Annotated in this window: 15 protein-coding genes; 7 read left to right on the forward strand and 8 right to left on the reverse strand. The window is 62.1% G+C overall.

The window, feature by feature from the left end; genetic code table 11:
* Positions 1-53: 53 nt before the first annotated feature.
* Positions 54-1,244, forward strand: coding sequence for a cobalamin-independent methionine synthase II family protein (locus tag QKD99_RS05440; RefSeq protein ID WP_347950916.1), 1,191 nt, complete (start codon positions 54-56; stop codon positions 1,242-1,244).
* Positions 1,245-1,293: 49 nt separating this feature from the next.
* Here the strand turns inward: QKD99_RS05440 and QKD99_RS05445 are convergent, their stop codons facing one another.
* Both QKD99_RS05445 and QKD99_RS05450 read right to left on the reverse strand, forming a co-directional pair.
* On the reverse strand, positions 1,294-1,779 hold the full coding sequence (locus QKD99_RS05445; RefSeq protein ID WP_347950917.1) for a hypothetical protein: 486 nt from the start codon (positions 1,777-1,779) through the stop codon (positions 1,294-1,296).
* A gap of 62 nt (positions 1,780-1,841) precedes the next feature.
* Positions 1,842-3,707 (reverse strand): choice-of-anchor I family protein, encoded by a 1,866-nt coding sequence (locus tag QKD99_RS05450; RefSeq protein WP_347950918.1) that lies wholly within the window; start codon positions 3,705-3,707, stop codon positions 1,842-1,844.
* Between the two features lie 99 nt (positions 3,708-3,806).
* Between QKD99_RS05450 and ilvA the strand changes: the two genes are divergently transcribed.
* Genes ilvA through QKD99_RS05470 form a run of 4 tightly spaced genes read left to right on the forward strand, consistent with a single transcriptional unit; the run spans position 3,807 to position 6,345 of the window.
* Complete coding sequence (ilvA, locus tag QKD99_RS05455) at positions 3,807-5,075, forward strand: threonine ammonia-lyase IlvA (protein ID WP_347950919.1); 1,269 nt, start codon at positions 3,807-3,809, stop codon at positions 5,073-5,075.
* Positions 5,075-5,713, forward strand: a complete 639-nt coding sequence (locus QKD99_RS05460) for a YigZ family protein (RefSeq protein ID WP_347950920.1) — start codon at positions 5,075-5,077, stop codon at positions 5,711-5,713. Before ilvA ends, QKD99_RS05460 begins: the two co-directional genes overlap by 1 nt.
* 2 nt (positions 5,714-5,715) lie before the next feature.
* Positions 5,716-5,955: a hypothetical protein gene (locus QKD99_RS05465; RefSeq protein ID WP_239277372.1), complete on the forward strand. Its 240-nt coding sequence runs from the start codon at positions 5,716-5,718 to the stop codon at positions 5,953-5,955.
* Positions 5,956-6,345 (forward strand): RNA-binding S4 domain-containing protein, encoded by a 390-nt coding sequence (locus QKD99_RS05470; protein ID WP_023021235.1) that lies wholly within the window; start codon positions 5,956-5,958, stop codon positions 6,343-6,345.
* 22 nt (positions 6,346-6,367) lie between these two features.
* Here QKD99_RS05470 and QKD99_RS05475 read toward each other — a convergent pair whose 3' ends face one another.
* The 5 genes from QKD99_RS05475 to QKD99_RS05495 form a co-directional block, all read right to left on the reverse strand.
* Complete coding sequence (locus QKD99_RS05475) at positions 6,368-7,366, reverse strand: GTP pyrophosphokinase family protein (RefSeq protein WP_239277373.1); 999 nt, start codon at positions 7,364-7,366, stop codon at positions 6,368-6,370.
* 10 nt (positions 7,367-7,376) lie between these two features.
* Positions 7,377-7,994 carry a hypothetical protein gene (locus tag QKD99_RS05480; protein ID WP_005328828.1) on the reverse strand — a complete coding sequence of 206 codons (618 nt, stop codon included), beginning with the start codon at positions 7,992-7,994 and terminating at the stop codon, positions 7,377-7,379.
* 80 nt (positions 7,995-8,074) lie between these two features.
* Complete coding sequence (locus QKD99_RS05485; RefSeq protein ID WP_347950921.1) at positions 8,075-9,406, reverse strand: exonuclease domain-containing protein; 1,332 nt, start codon at positions 9,404-9,406, stop codon at positions 8,075-8,077.
* Positions 9,407-9,419: 13 nt separating this feature from the next.
* On the reverse strand, positions 9,420-11,618 hold the full coding sequence (glgX, locus tag QKD99_RS05490) for a glycogen debranching protein GlgX (RefSeq protein ID WP_347950922.1): 2,199 nt from the start codon (positions 11,616-11,618) through the stop codon (positions 9,420-9,422).
* 21 nt (positions 11,619-11,639) lie between these two features.
* Positions 11,640-12,179, reverse strand: a complete 540-nt coding sequence (locus QKD99_RS05495) for a TetR family transcriptional regulator (protein WP_347950923.1) — start codon at positions 12,177-12,179, stop codon at positions 11,640-11,642.
* A gap of 164 nt (positions 12,180-12,343) precedes the next feature.
* Here QKD99_RS05495 and QKD99_RS05500 point away from each other — a divergent pair, with 164 nt between their 5' ends.
* Both QKD99_RS05500 and QKD99_RS05505 read left to right on the forward strand, forming a co-directional pair.
* A complete protein-coding gene (locus QKD99_RS05500) occupies positions 12,344-13,144 on the forward strand; it encodes a hypothetical protein (RefSeq protein WP_347950924.1) in 801 nt (266 codons plus the stop codon).
* Between the two features lie 82 nt (positions 13,145-13,226).
* Entirely contained in the window at positions 13,227-13,631 is a 405-nt protein-coding gene (locus tag QKD99_RS05505; RefSeq protein ID WP_225746752.1) for a hypothetical protein, read from the forward strand.
* A 9-nt stretch (positions 13,632-13,640) separates the two neighbouring features.
* Here QKD99_RS05505 and QKD99_RS05510 read toward each other — a convergent pair whose 3' ends face one another.
* Positions 13,641-14,537 (reverse strand): hypothetical protein, encoded by an 897-nt coding sequence (locus tag QKD99_RS05510; RefSeq protein WP_347950925.1) that lies wholly within the window; start codon positions 14,535-14,537, stop codon positions 13,641-13,643.
* Positions 14,538-14,599 lie beyond the last annotated feature (62 nt).

Genomic DNA, 14,599 nt, shown 5'->3' on the forward strand with positions numbered 1-14,599 from the left:
AGGCGCCCTCCACTAATCTAGACAGCACAGTCTATCTCGATGGAGGAAACCTGATGGTTAACAAGATTCGTACCACCCACGTCGGCTCACTGCCGCGCACCCCGGAGCTGTTGGAAGCCAACCTGCAGCGCGGGGAGCTGCCGGCCGCGGAGTTTCAGGGGATTTTGGAGGCTGCGGTGGCGGACGTCGTCAAGCGGCAGCTCGATCTCGGCCTCGATATCATTAACGAGGGCGAGTACGGCCATATCACCTCTGGCGCGGTGGATTATGGCGCGTGGTGGAACTATTCGTTTAGCCGCTTGGGCGGGCTGACGATGACGGATACCGACCGCTGGGAATCGGCCGAGGTGGTGCGATCTAAGCCGGGTGAGCCGCGGCTGACGTCGTTTATTGATCGCCGCGACCGCGCGTTGTTCTCGGAGGCCTATAGTGATCCGGATTCTGGTATCTTCACCGGCCGCGCCAAGGTGGCGAACCCAGAGTTCACCGGCCCTGTAACCTACATCGGCCAGGACGAGGTTGCCGCCGATGTTCGCCTGCTTGCCGACGCCCTCCCAACCGGCACCCCCGGCTTCATCGCCGCCCTTTCGCCCGGCTCGGCAGCGCGCCTGACCAACCGCTACTACGACGATGAGCATGAGCTGCTTGCCGACGTCGGCCGTGCCATGCGCACCGAATACCAGGCCATCACCGATGCTGGGCTTACTGTGCAATTCGACGCGCCCGACCTGGCCGAGGCTTGGGACCAAATCAATCCGGAGCCGTCGGTCGAGGACTTCCGCGGTTTTATTCGCGAGCGTATCGACGTCCTCAATGATTCCATCTCTGGCCTGCCCAAGGAACAAACGCGCCTGCATATCTGCTGGGGCTCCTGGCACGGCCCGCACGTTACCGACGTGCCCTTTGCGGATATTGTCGAGGAAATCCTGCGTGCCGAGGTCGGCGGATTCTCCTTCGAGGCCGCTTCGCCGCGCCACGCGCATGAGTGGCGCGTGTGGCAGGACCACGCGCTGCCGGAAGGCACCGTGATTTACCCGGGCGTGGTCTCGCACTCCACCAACGCGGTAGAGCATCCGCGCCTCGTGGCCGATCGCATCATCCAATTCGCTGAAGTAGTCGGCCCAGAAAACGTCATCGCGTCGACCGACTGCGGCCTGGGCGGCCGCCTGCACCCCCAGATTGCTTGGGCGAAGCTGCAGTCCTTGGTCGAGGGCGCGGAGATTGCTACCCGAGAACTCTTCTAAAACGCATAAAGCCGCTCCGGAGCTCCGGAGCGGCTCAATTATTCAGTGCTTAGAAGCGCACGCCCAGCTGCTTGAGGGCGTTCTTCATTGGCTCCAGCACAGCCGGGTTCACCTTGGCAACCATGGTGAAGGCCTGCAGCAGCGCAGCAACGAGGCTGGCAGCCACGGTAACCCAACTCATGACCTCGAGGAACTTCTCTGGGGAGGAAGAACCCCAGATAGGAAGCTTCTTGAGTGCCTCGATCTGTTGTGCCTCTGCCTCCTCGGCTACGCAGTCCGGCTCCTTTGGCATTCCGGAAGAGCCGTAGCCGTTGGCCAGGCCCTGCATGAGCTCCTGCGGGGTGCGGGCGGAAGATCCGAGCTCGCCGCTCTTGATCTTCTTGAGGTGTTCTTCCTTGGCGTTGTCGACCTCGGCCTGGCATTCAGCCGAAATCTCCTTCGCCTTATCTTCTGCGGCAGAAGCGGTAGCTGGTGCAACGAGGCCCGCTGCCACGGCGGTGGCGGCGACGAGCGAAATGCTGAGACGGTTGCGCATGGTTCTCCTTTAGAGTGAGAGGTATTAGCCTCAAATAATTTAGCAGGTAAACCCCGGAAGGTCTATGGCAAAAGCTTGCGCACCTGCGCCGGCAACAGCGCATAGAACTCGTCGACGGTTTTCGGCAGGAATCCCAGCGCCCCGCCAATCAGGGCGCCAAGACCTACCAAACCAGCCACGATGCCCACGCCGGCAGCGACGCTGCTGCCGCTGCTGCCGTTGCTGGAACCGTCGGAGCTGCCGGATGCGGTAGGGGAGTCGGCGTTGTTGGAGGCGTCGGCAAGCAGGTCCTTGACGGAGAACACGGTGGTGGTGCCGGATACCTCGTTGCCGGCGATGAGGAGCGCGTCATCGGTAGGGGACTCTGCAGCGGGAACGAAGGCTAGGCCCTCTGGTCCGAGGTCGCCGGCCTGGGTGGTGGCAGCGACATCGTCCTCGTCGTAGCCAACGGAGAAATCGCGATTGTTGACGTAGGTGACAAACTGTGCCTCGGCGGGGGTGGTTACGTCGTAGACAAAGATGCCGCCCACGCGCTCTGCGCCGATGAAGGCGTAGGTGCGATCGCCAACCTTGCCGATGGTCAAGGCTTCCGGCTCTGGTCCCTTGTTATCGGAGCGGTCATCGAAATCCGGATCCTCGTTATCGGCGTTGAAGTTCAGGCCGGGCATATCCTTGGTGATGTTCTCGAAGTCCGAGCCGGAGTCGAAGACGACGTTGCCCTCGGCGTCGTAGATGCTAAAAGAGCGCGAGCCATAGGAATACAGGCCGTCGAAACATTCCTTTTCTTCGTTCCAGCCAGAAGCGTTGGTGAGCTTGAGGTTGCCGGCAAACTTCTTATCCTCAATGCCCTCGGGGAGCTCGAGGCCGTCGCAGACCTTGCCGTCCTTTACTAGGTCCTTGAGCTCTACTTCGTCGGTATAGCCTCCCCACTCGCGGGCATCGCCCTCGTTGGCGGTGGCGAAATAGGTCTGACCTTCTGCCTCGAAAGCGCCGATGGAGTCCGGCATGGACAGGCCCTTGACCGGGATGGTGCGCAGCTCCGCCACGTCATCCTTATTGGACGGATCCACCGGCACTTGGGAGTGGTCTGCAATATGAGCGGGGATTACCTTTTCCACGGTGGCGGACTCGATATCGATGATCGCGATGGCGTTGTTTTCCTGCAGCGTGGCATAGGCCTTGCCGCCCGCGGAAGAAATATATTCCGGCTCGAAGTCGCGCGAAGGCTGGTTATGGTGCTCGGAGGGGCCAAAGACACGGATCGAGGGGTCGAGGTCGGCGGTGTCAAAGGCGGTGAAGTCGGCCGTGTGGACGTCGCCAAGCGCGGGCGCCGCGACGTCCTCGGGCAGGCTGATGACGGAAATGGAGCCCTCTGGGTCCTTGAGGTAGGCGGTGCCCTCGGCGTTGAGGGCGTCGGAAGGCTCGCCCTCGTTGGCTACCAGCGCGTGGCGGCCGTCGGCGGTGAGGTGCACGTTATCGGGCAGGGCGCCAACGCCTACGCGCCCAAGCTCCTCGCCGGTTTCGGCATTGAAGAACAGCGCCTCGCCGTTGTCGGTTTTGTCCGCCTGCTGCACCGCGGCAACGGCCAGGCCATCGGGGCGCACGGCTACGGAGTTGATTTCCTTGTCCCCGCCGGCGGAGATGGCGCCGATCTTGCGCGGCTGGGTGGGATCGGAGGCGTCGAGGATATCGACCTCGCCGGAGCGCGCATTGACGGTGAGGATGCGCTGGGACGCAGCGTGGTAGGCGACGATTTCGGCGGCGGATTTGCCCAGGACGCCGGATTCATGGGAACCGATGGGGGTCAGCTGTAGTGCGGCGTTGGGGGCGGAGTGTTCCAGCACGTTATCCACGATGTGGGCGTGTGCGGCCGGGGCACAGGCGAGGACGAGCGAGGAGGTAACGCAGAGAGAGATGCGCTTGAGCATAAGTATTCCTTTCTTGTGGTTATGTCCACTATTGCTGATGGAGGTAACGGTGCAACTAAAGGACAGTGAATTTCCAGTGAATGGGTAGACTGTCAAGACATGACTGATTCGACCATCCATGCATCCGATATCCAGCAGGCGCAGGCGCGGATTAGCTCGGAAATCGCCCCGACTCCGCTGCAGTACTGCGCCCGGCTGTCGGACGAGACGGGCTGCGAGGTCTATCTCAAGCGCGAGGATCTGCAGGACGTGCGCTCCTATAAGATTCGCGGCGCGTTAAACGGTATGTCGAATGTTCCCCAGGAGGAGCGCGGCCGGGGAATTGTTACGGCGTCGGCCGGCAACCATGCGCAGGGCGTGGCCTATGCCTGCCGCACGATGGGGATTGCAGGCAAGATTTTCGTGCCGGAGCCCACGCCGATGCAAAAGCGCGACCGCATCCTGATCCACGGCGGTGACCAGGTGGAACTGGTGGTGGTCGGCGCCAACTTCGATGAGGCAGCTGCCGCCGCGCATGCCGACGCCGCCGAGCGCGACGCCACCTTCATCGAGCCCTTCGACGCCCGCGATACCATCACCGGACAAGGCACGGTTGCGGCGGAAGTTCTGGCGCAGCTTTCGGCCAAGGGCAAGTCTCTCGATACCATCGTCGTTCCTGTGGGAGGCGGCGGCCTGATTTCTGGCATCACCTCCTACGTGGCGGATATGGCGCCGCAGACCCGGGTGGTGGGTATGGAGCCGGAGGGGGCGGCGTCGCTAAGAGCGGCGTTTGACCACGGCGGCCCAGTCACGCTCGAGGAGGTCGACCCCTTCGTGGATGGCGCGGCCGTCAAGCGCCTTGGCGCGCTGCCCTATGAGATTTTGGAAGCCAATCGCGAGCGCCTGATCTTCGACACCGTATCCGAGGGCGCGGTGTGCACGGACTTGCTCAACCTGTATCAAAATGAGGGCATCATTGCGGAGCCAGCCGGCGCACTGTCGGTGGCGGGCTTGCACCAATTGGACCTGGAACCAGGCTCAACGGTGGTGTGCGTAATTTCCGGCGGCAATAACGATGTGCTGCGCTACGCCGAAATCATGGAACGCTCCCTGGTCCACCGCGGCCTGAAGCATTATTTCTTGGTGAATTTCCCGCAGGAGCCGGGCCAGTTGCGCCATTTCTTGCACGAGATTCTGGGCCCGACCGATGACATCACGCTCTTTGAATATCTCAAGCGCAATAACCGCGAGACGGGCGCCGCGCTGGTGGGCCTGCAGCTTAGCCGTGCCGAAGATCTCGAGGGCCTGCTAGAGCGCATGGGAGAATCCAAGATTTCGGTGCAGTACCTCAAGCCCGGCACCCCCGAGTATGAATTCCTCGTGGCCTAATGCAGGATTCTTATCGTCGCCCAGTAGGCCAGGTTGAACACGAAATTGAAATTAAGCGGTCCCGGTTTATTACCTTGATTGGTCGCGTCACTAATGAGGAAGAAGCCCGCGCGTTTATCGACGCCGCCCGCAGCCGCTTTCCCGACGCCCGTCACCATTGCTCTGCCTACGTCTACCACGTCGATGGCGCAAACCCGGTGGAGCGATCCTCCGATGATGGTGAGCCCTCCGGCACAGCCGGAAAGCCGATGCTGGACGTGGTGAAGGGCTCCGGCATGCTCGATGTGTGCGCGGTAGTCGTGCGCTACTTCGGCGGCATCAAGTTGGGGGCCGGCGGGTTGGTGCATGCCTATGGTGGTGCGGTGAGTGAGGCCATGGAGAAGGTGCGCGCGGTAACCAGGGCGCGCCGGGAGCTTTATGCGGTGGAGTGCCCACACGCGACGGCCGGGCGAGTAGAGGCGGACCTGCGTGGGCGCGGTTATGAGATAACCGATACCGCCTATGCGGCCGCGGTCACCTTTACCGTGGCCGTGCACCCAGGCGGGCTGGACGAGCTGGAAGCAACGCTGGCAGCGATCTCGCAGGGCGAGCTCGAGGCGGCAGAGGCCGGCAGCGCGTGGGTTGAGGTAGGATCCTGACCATGAGTATGCAGCAACGACCGAATAACCCCATTGCGCAGCGCAAGCAGCAGGTGCGCAAGCACTCCCGCAACGCTGTCGTATGCGTGGCCGGCGGCATCGGTGTGGGCGTAGTGCTCGGCGTGCTTTCGGTTAACTTCTGGGCCTGGATGCTAATTGGTGCCATCGTCGCCGTCGCAGGTGGCGGCTATAACTGGCTAAAGATCCAGAAAATCGTCAACGAGAACCACAACCAGTACTAGATGCCGGCACCGCAACCTAGCGGCCGCCCCGTCAGGATCGATGCCTGGGTGTGGGCCGTTCGCATGTTTAAAACCCGGTCTGCGGCCGCGACGGCCGTGCGCGCCGGGCACGTAAAGATCAACGGCGAGGCCGTCAAGCCCTCCCAACAGGTGGTGCCGGGCGACCGCGTGCGCGTATGGCGCAACCACCACGAGCATGACCTCGAGGTTTTAGCGACCGTCGCCAAGCGCGTCGGCGCGCCCGTCGCGCGCACCTGCTACACGGACCATGCGCCACCGCCGCCGCCCAAGGAGTTTATGCCGTCGGTTCCCGTGCGCCCGCGCGGTGCTGGCCGGCCGACGAAGAAGGAACGCCGCGACATGGAGAAATTCCGCGGCGGTTTCCGGTAAGTTGTCGAAAATTACCGCGCGGCTAGTGGACAGCGCGTAGCGCTTTCAGGCGCGCAGTAAGCCGCCGCTTGCGGCCCGGGCGGTCGCCGGATTCGGCGGTGGCCTCGATGTGTTGCTTGCCAAATTTGTTGAGCAGGAGGTCGTCGATAAGCCGCACCTGGCCGGGGCGGAAACGGTAGCGCATGGCGTCGTGGACGTGGGCAATGGCGGTGTCATCCAGCAACTGCTCAAGCTGGCCCAGGTGGCGCACGCCGTTTTGCTCTAGGAGCTCCGCCAAGAAGCGGTAGTGCTCCGAGCGCGAGAGCGGGAAGCGGTTACCCAAAATGATGGCGAGCACGCCCGGCAAGGTTTCGGCGGTAAGCTCGACGTCCTTGTCGGTTTCTGTATCGGGGGCCTTGAGCGCGGCGATTTCATCGAATTGCTGGTCCGCAAGCTCGATAAGCCCCGCGGCCAGGGTAAACAGGCGGTCAACTTCCGGCGAGGGCGGGTTCGGTCCCTGCTTATAGCGGATATCGTGCTCAAACTCCGCCCACGCATGCTGCAGGACGGTGCGAATCTGCACCTCAAAGGTCCAGCCCACGTAGGCGGCGAGCTCTTCCATTGCAGCCGCGCTATCTTCGGTCACGGTAAGCACCAGGTGGTGGGAGCCGTAGCCAAAGCCACCAGAGATGCGAGTCTCGGCCGCCTTGTCAACGGAGCGTTCAACCTTAAAGGATTCACCAAAAACGCCTAGCGCTTCTGGAATAGCGGTGGAGTGATACAACGTCACACGCACGCCCATCACATCGTGGATCTCTTGCCAGGGCTGGGGATAGACAAAATCGCCGTTCTCGCGGCGCTTTTTGGCCTTCGCCTTCAGTGAGGGCCAGGTTTTGACGCGGGTAGAGACGCGGTCGAAGATGATGCCGGCGTCATTGAGGAGGTCCTCGATGGCGGTGCGGAAGTCCACCGCGGCGGTGGGGTGGCTGCGCGCCCAGTCGTGGTACTGATTGCTCAGCCGCGACATCCTACTTTCCGGCATGGTGCTCCTTTCATAACTCCCGCGGGAATCCGTTAGACCATACTAGCGGGCGTGGGTGGAGCACGGTGCGATGGCGGGGCACGCGCGCGACGGCATCGGCGGCCAGTTGGCGGGCATAGGTGTCCGGCAGGTGGGCAAAGGCAAAGAGCGTGGCGGAGTCCGGCACCAGGTAGGTCAGGGAGTGCGATCGCAGGAGGCGGCGCATGTGCTTGTCCAGCACGGTAAAGGTCTCTGGGTGGGCAATCCAGGAGGAAATCGGTGCGCCGTGGGAGCGGACCTGCAAGCCACCGAAACGGGCGGCGGAAGGAAGCTCGCAGGCGGCGGGGCGGGTCCAAAAGCGCAGCCCTTGCGAATCGAGTGCGGCGCGCTGCAGGTTATGGGAGGCGTGGTTCCATGCTCGGCGCGCGGAGATATCCATGTCCGCGAGGCCACGGTGGCTGAGCCGGCGAAAGGTCTGCTTGCCAGGAAAGACCAGAGCCATGGACAGGCTGGGGGAGAGCTGGATGGTGGCGAGGGAGTCGCAGAAGCCGTCGTCAGAAAGCCGCTGTTCTTTCAGCCACGAGCGGGCAAAGAGCGCAGGCAGAAGGTTTGCGGTGGTGGGACGAGGCGGGCGCAGGGCGACGGTCACGGCGGTTTCTCCAGTGTGGCGGTAGGGTGCGGTCGCCTTTATTGGACTGGAGAAACCGCCGTTTGGTTCCCGGGGTGGGCCTAGAAGGGCGGCTCGGCGTCGAGTTGCAGCTCAGCAAAGAGCTTATCGGCCGGCCAGATGTCGATTTCTTGGCCCTTGGCCTGCAGCTCCTCCGCGCGCTTTTCCTTAGAGGTCTTCTTTGCCCATTCGCCCACGATAAGCAGGGTGGACTTTTTGGTGACGTTCTTTGCCACTTGGCCGCCACGCTCGGCGATGCCCTGCCACAGCATGCCCTTATCAAAGGGCTCGAAATCGCCGGTGAGGGTGACGTGCTGGCCGTAGAGTGCGCCTTCCGGGTCGGCGTCGGGGTTGGGCTCTGGGATTGTGTCCGGGGTGGCGACGGACTGCCACGGGGCGGGCCCGCGGGACTTCTTCTGTGCGGAGCCGGCCGCACGGGTCTGGTCGCGGAAGTCGGTCCCAGCGCCGAGATCCGCGCCGGAGGTGGGGGCGGTGTGGGCACGTAAGACAGGCAGGATGGCCTCGGAATCGAGGCGGCCCAAGGTGAATTCGCGTGCGGTGAATAGGTCGCGGATGCTGCCGGTGTGCCCGAAGCGCTCGGCCAAGCGGGCGATGATTTCGCCGGCCGCGCGGGCATCCTCGGTGGCGTCGTGGTGGCTGAAGTCCGGCGCAGACAGGTGGGCGGCGACGGTGGGCAGTTTATGGTTGCGTACCGAAATGACCTTGGCCTTGGAGGCATCGCGGGACAGCGCGAGGGAGCAGGCCAGCGGCACGGTGGGCACCTCGGCGCCAGCAGTAAGCAGGCCGGAGCGCAGTGCGGTGGAATCAAACTGGGCGTTGTGCGCGACAAGCACGTCGCCGCCGAGGAAATCGAAGAGCTCCTTGGCGACGTCGGCAAAAGCCGGCGCCCCTTCCACATCGTCCGCGGTAATGCCGTGGATGGAGACGTTGATATCCGCGAAGTGCTCGAGGCCTGGTGGAGGGGTGCACAGCCAGGACCGGGAGGCGGTCTCCTGGCCATCGCGGAAGCGCACCGCGCCTATTTGGCAGATAGAACCCCAGTTGTCGTTGGCCGTTTCCACGTCCACGGCAGTGAAATCAAGGCCGGGGATGGTGGCGGCGGAAGAGGGTGCTTCGCCGCGCTGTGCGGCGGAAATGGCGCGGGCGACGGCCTGCGGGTCTTGGTGCGGGGCGAAGGCGATAGTGCCGGCGGCGCCCAAGTCTAGGGCGCCGAAGCCGGTGGGGGTCGGTTCACTCACGTGCACGGTGTCGATGGACTCAAGCGGGATATCTTCAGTGGCGGGGGCACCGAGGCTGGTAGCCAGCAGGGTGCGGTGGAGCACGAGTTTATCCGCTGTGACATCGATGAGTACGCCGTGCGCGGGAAATGACACGAGGGGCCTTTCTCTAGGAATCGAAAACGGGCGGTTCAACCTGACGCAAGATCAGCGTTGAACGCGGCTGCACCGTGATCGTACCCTCTGCCTCAATAAGGGTTTCCTCCGCGGGGTAACCGCCGGAATCGGCGGTATCGACCATCAGCCGCCACGTAGCGCCGAGATCCTTGGTGGGCAGGGTGAACTCGATTTCGCCGTCGTGGGAGTTAAAAATCATGATGAAGGAATCATCGGTGATGCGCTCGCCGCGGGAGGTGGTTTCCGTGATGGCATTGCCATTGAGGTAGACCATAAGGGCGCGGCCGAAGTCGTGGTCCCAGTCGTCCTGGGTCATCAGGCGGCCCGAAGGAACCAGCCAGGCGATATCGCGTTCCTTCACATCCGCGCCGAGCGGGCCGCCGGCGAGGAAACGCTTGCGGCGGAAGACGGGGTGATGGTTGCGAATAGACAGCACGCGCTTGGTAAAGCCCAGCATCGCGGCGGATTTTTCTTCCTCCAGCATGGACCAGTCCATCCATGACAGCTCGTTGTCCTGGCAGTAGACGTTATTATTTCCGTCCTGCGTGCGGCCGAATTCATCGCCGTGCGAGAGCATAGGAGTGCCCTGGGAAAGCAGGAGAGTGGTCAGGAAGTTGCGGGTCTGGCGGCGGCGCAGCTTGCGGATATCGTCGTTATCGGTGGGGCCTTCCTCGCCACAGTTCCAGGAGCGGTTGAAGGATTCGCCGTCGCGGTTGTCCTCGCCATTGGCCTCGTTGTGCTTGTCGTTATAGGAAACAAGGTCGCGCAGGGTAAAGCCATCGTGGGCGGTGATGAAGTTGATGGAGGCGGTGGGGCGGCGGTCATTATCGGCATAGAGATCCGAAGAGCCGGTCAGGCGGGAGGCGAATTCACCCAGGGTGGCGGGCTCGCCGCGCCAGAAGTCGCGCACGGTATCGCGGTACTTGCCATTCCATTCGCTCCAAATGGGCGGGAAGTTGCCCACTTGGTAGCCATCGTGGCCGATGTCCCAGGGTTCGGCGATGAGCTTGACCTGGCTGACAATGGGGTCTTGCTGTACTAGGTCGAAGAAGGTGGCGAGCTTGTCGACGTCGTCAAGCTCCCGCGCCAAGGTCGCCGCCAGGTCGAAGCGGAAGCCATCGACGCGCATCTCCGTAACCCAGTAGCGCAGTGAGTCCATAATCAGCTGCAGCGAGTGCGGGTGGCGGACATTGAGGGAATTGCCGGTTCCGGTGTAATCCATGTAATGGGCCTCATCGCCTTCGACGAGGCGATAGTAGGCGCCATTATCGATGCCGCGGAAAGCAATGGTCGGGCCCATGTGGTTGCCCTCGGCGGTGTGGTTATAAACCACATCGAGGATGACCTCGATGCCGGCCTCGTGGAAGGCGCGGACCATGGTCTTGAACTCGGAGACCACCTCGCCTGGCTTCTTAGCAAAGGCATAGTCATGGTGTGGGGCGAAAAAGCCGAAGGTGTTATAGCCCCAGTAGTTGCGCAGGCCTAGGTTGCGCAGGCGATCGTCCTGCAGGAATTGGTGGACGGGCATGAGCTCAACGGTGGTAACGCCAAGCTCTTTGAAGTAGTTAATGACGGCCGGGTGTGCCATGCCCGCGTAGGTACCGCGGAGCTCTTCCGGCACGTCGGGGTGGGTCATGGTCATGCCCTTAACGTGGGTTTCGTAGATGACCTTTTCGTTATCGGGAATATGGGGGCGGTGGTCGCTGCGCCAGTCAAAGAAGGGGTTAATCACCACAGACAACATGGTGTGGCCCAGCGAGTCTTCTTCGTTGCGGCCGGTGCCGGGTTCCTCGGCGTGGATGTCATAGGAGTAGAGGGAGGCATCGCCGTCGAATTCGCCGTCGAAGGCGCGGGCATAAGGATCGACAAGGAGCTTGGAAGGGTCGCAGCGCAGGCCGTTTTCTGGTTCATAGGGGCCATAGACGCGGTAGCCGTAGCGCTGGCCAGGGGTGACATTGGGGAGGTAAATATGCCATACATGGGCGGTGACCTCCGACATTTCGATGCGGTCTTCGTTGCCTTCCTTATCAATGAGGCAGAGCTCGACCTTGTCCGCTACTTCCGAAAAAAGGGCGAAGTTGGTGCCGGATCCATCAAAGGTGGATCCCAGTGGGGTGGGTTTGCCGGGCCAGATTTGGCGGCCGTAGCGCTCGGTGGGCGTGGGGACTGCGTCCATGGCGGGAGTGTTCATGCCCACGAGCATAACCACTTTCTAGGCGCCGGCGCCGTGCGTAAGTCCAGCGTTAATAATGCGTACGCCGCGTATAAGGTCTGCGCGATAATCTGTGACCGGAGACTCACCGGTGGTTTCTGCAAGCTGGCGTTGGGACTGTTCCATTAAGGTGGCGCCGAGCACGAGGTGAATGGCGGAGAGCGCGGCGGCGCGGTGGGCGCTGTCGGCAGCAAGGGTGCTGCGCGCGGCGGCAGCGGTGAAGGCCGTCAAGAGGCGGTCCCAGGCAGGGGACTGCGGGAGGGAGAGGCCGGCAATGACTACCTCGGCGCCGTCGCGGCGGGCGAGCAGCAAATCACGGAGGTTGAGGCTGATGTCTTCGAGAGACTCCCCAGAAACGGGGGAGATAATCTCCTCTGCTAGGGCTGCAATGAGCGCTTGCTTATTGGCAATGTGCCAGTAGAGTGCGCCGGGGGCAACGCCGAGGGAGGAAGCAACGCGGCGCATGGTGACGTCCCCAAGCCCGTAGGCATCAAGCAGGGAAAGCGCGGCGCCGATAATACTCTCGCGATTTATGTGCACCTTGGCAATTGTACGGACTTGGCCGGGCGGGACGGTAGTTCACAGGTTCTTTTAACGGAGTCTCAATGTCATTTCCATCGTCGGGTTGTTAGTATTGCGAAGACAAATAAGAGGCCGCCCTTGGGGTGGCTTCACATTCGCAAGATTGATTCAGGAGCTTTCCCTTGTCCTTTTTGACCCCTGCAAAGAAGTCCCTCATCGCAGTTGCGCTGGTTACCCCGCTGGCTTTGGCTGCGTGTGGTTCGGATGACAATGACGACTCCAAGAAGGCTTCCGCCACCACGGCATCCAAGTCTTCTGAGGATAAGTCTGCAGATAAGTCCGAGGACAAAGACGCCGATAAGTCCAAGGACAAGGACAAAGACAAGGACAAGGATAAAGAAAAGGATCAGAATAAGGACGGCGAAAAGAAGGCCGCTGCTGCGGGTGCAGAAGGCCAGGAGGGCGAGGACGGCGCTGGCGAGGGGCCAGATCAGCTGGCTAACCCGCTGAACAATGGTGAGGATCCTTTCGCTGGCGCGAAGGATATCAAGCCGATCGAAGGCGGCCAGGCCGCTAATGATGGCGATAAGCAGGCCATCGAGCAGCTGGTTCGCGGCCAGCACGAGATCGATAATGTGAAGGAATACTTCAACTACATGCCGCAGCACGCCTGCCAGGCAGTCCGCGATGAGCAAGCCCAGGAGTTCAGCCAGTACCAACAGTACGTCGATAGCTTGCCGAACCAGTCCTTTGCCGAGTACGCCAACACCATGCGCCAGCAGGGCGGTGGCAACGCCGAGGTAGAGAAGTTCGCTAGCCAGTTGGAGTCCATCCCGCAGTCGACCAAGCTGCAGTCCGTCAATGACGTTGTGGTCAACGGCGACGATGCTTCTGCAACCGTGAGCGTGTCCAACTCTGAGGGCACCGAGACCTCCACGGTCCGCTTCCGCCGCGAGAATGGTAACTGGACCTTCTGTAACTAAGTTGTCTCTGTTAAAGCGCCGGTTACCCCGCACCCTAGGTTTTGGTGCGGGGTTACTCACGTGTGCGCTTCTGGTTTATGGCGTGGCCGGTGCGCTGTGGGGGCTTTTCCGCCCGACGCTTACCGGCCATGAGGTAGACGATGGTGGCTATGCCATCGATGCGATGGGAAGCGTTCAGTTCATCGCCTTTATTACCTTTGCCCTCATTACCGGCCTGCTTGGTTTGTTCTTGGGGTTGGGCGCGTACCTGCGCCGGCAAGGGCGGGGCTTGTCGATGCTCCTGTGGGTCGGCGTGTGTGCCCTGGCTGGGGCAGCGTCCTTTTATGTCTTTGGCGGGGTCACCGCCACGCATCCGCCAGAAAACCCAGGGGAAGTTGTAGAGTTCGCCCCGAATTTTTCCCCAGCCATCTCGTGGGCGGTGGCGCCCTTTATGGCGATGTTTGCTTATTGGTCCACGGCCTTTGTCAGCGCCGATGAAGATTGGTGATGTGCGCGCCTAGGGCCATTCGACGGGCGAGGCACCGGTTACTTCGTGTGCGATGTCATCGATGCCGTGCAGGATGTGCTTGAGCCCGCGGCCGATGGCGCTAAATAGTTGCGGCCGGGTAAGTCCCGCGGCGGTAATGGTGGCGGCATCCATCCGCACTTGCAGGCCCTCGGCGGTGTGGTGGCAAAATGCTACGGCGCCGTGGTGGGCGCGATTCCAGTCATTGCAAATGAGGAAGAGCCGGGTAAATTCCGCCTCGTCCAGGCTGGGGTCCCAATGCCCTTTGATAATGAGGCTGGGCCCGTTGTCCAGTGCGAAGGCGAAAAGAACGTCATTGACCCACGCGTAGATCGCCGTGGCGCCGTCGCTTTGGAAGCGCTGGATGCCAATAAGCGGCAGGATCTCGGCCAGGCTATCGAGGGTGAAGGGTTCCAAGGGGGCGTCGGCAAGCGGGGCAAGCTCCGGTGAGGCTTCGCGCACGAGGCCGGGATGGGATTGGGCGAGCAGATCCATGAGGACCTCCGCATTGCGCAGCGCCGGTAGGAGGAATGCCGCGAGCTGTTCGCGGCTGGGGGAGGTATCGGCCGGCAGATAGCTATGACCGGAAACGCTCACGCAGTCAGGCTGGTCATAATCAACCACGACGGCCGGGGAGAGGCAATCGTGGTTCCACTCGTTGGCTAGGTGTGCGAGCTCGGAGATCTCGCTGAGATCGACGCCGTCGCGGGGGCTGGTGTGCAGGTGGAGCACCGGTTCTTCCAGCTGGTCTATAAAGATGAAGGTGGAGCCACCGGCCGCATGAGGAACGAGAAGCTCGCCAGTAGGCAGAGCCCAGCAGGACACGTCATTATCGCGGGCAATGGTGTGGGCATGCGCGAGCAGAAGAGAGGGCTCAATCTCGCTCATCGCTGCCACCACCTTAAAGCTGTGTTGACACCGAGTCTATAGCCCAAACCGGCCCCCTCGCT

Origin of the sequence: Corynebacterium sp. c3Ub_189, assembly GCF_039907195.1 — a bacterium.
Lineage (GTDB): Bacteria > Actinomycetota > Actinomycetes > Mycobacteriales > Mycobacteriaceae > Corynebacterium.

Bases quoted from the DNA above. Each gene is read 5' to 3' on its own strand.
- QKD99_RS05450 (WP_347950918.1), bottom strand. From the start codon at position 3,707: ATGCTCAAGCGCATCTCTCTCTGCGTTACCTCCTCGCTCGTCCTCGCC.
- QKD99_RS05510 (WP_347950925.1), bottom strand. From the start codon at position 14,537: ATGAGCGAGATTGAGCCCTCTCTTCTGCTCGCGCATGCCCACACCATT.
- glgX (WP_347950922.1), bottom strand. From the start codon at position 11,618: ATGAACACTCCCGCCATGGACGCAGTCCCCACGCCCACCGAGCGCTAC.
- QKD99_RS05475 (WP_239277373.1), bottom strand. From the start codon at position 7,366: ATGCCGGAAAGTAGGATGTCGCGGCTGAGCAATCAGTACCACGACTGG.
- QKD99_RS05465 (WP_239277372.1), top strand. From the start codon at position 5,716: ATGAGTATGCAGCAACGACCGAATAACCCCATTGCGCAGCGCAAGCAG.
- QKD99_RS05470 (WP_023021235.1), top strand. From the start codon at position 5,956: ATGCCGGCACCGCAACCTAGCGGCCGCCCCGTCAGGATCGATGCCTGG.
- QKD99_RS05440 (WP_347950916.1), top strand. From the start codon at position 54: ATGGTTAACAAGATTCGTACCACCCACGTCGGCTCACTGCCGCGCACC.
- QKD99_RS05445 (WP_347950917.1), bottom strand. From the start codon at position 1,779: ATGCGCAACCGTCTCAGCATTTCGCTCGTCGCCGCCACCGCCGTGGCA.
- ilvA (WP_347950919.1), top strand. From the start codon at position 3,807: ATGACTGATTCGACCATCCATGCATCCGATATCCAGCAGGCGCAGGCG.
- QKD99_RS05460 (WP_347950920.1), top strand. From the start codon at position 5,075: ATGCAGGATTCTTATCGTCGCCCAGTAGGCCAGGTTGAACACGAAATT.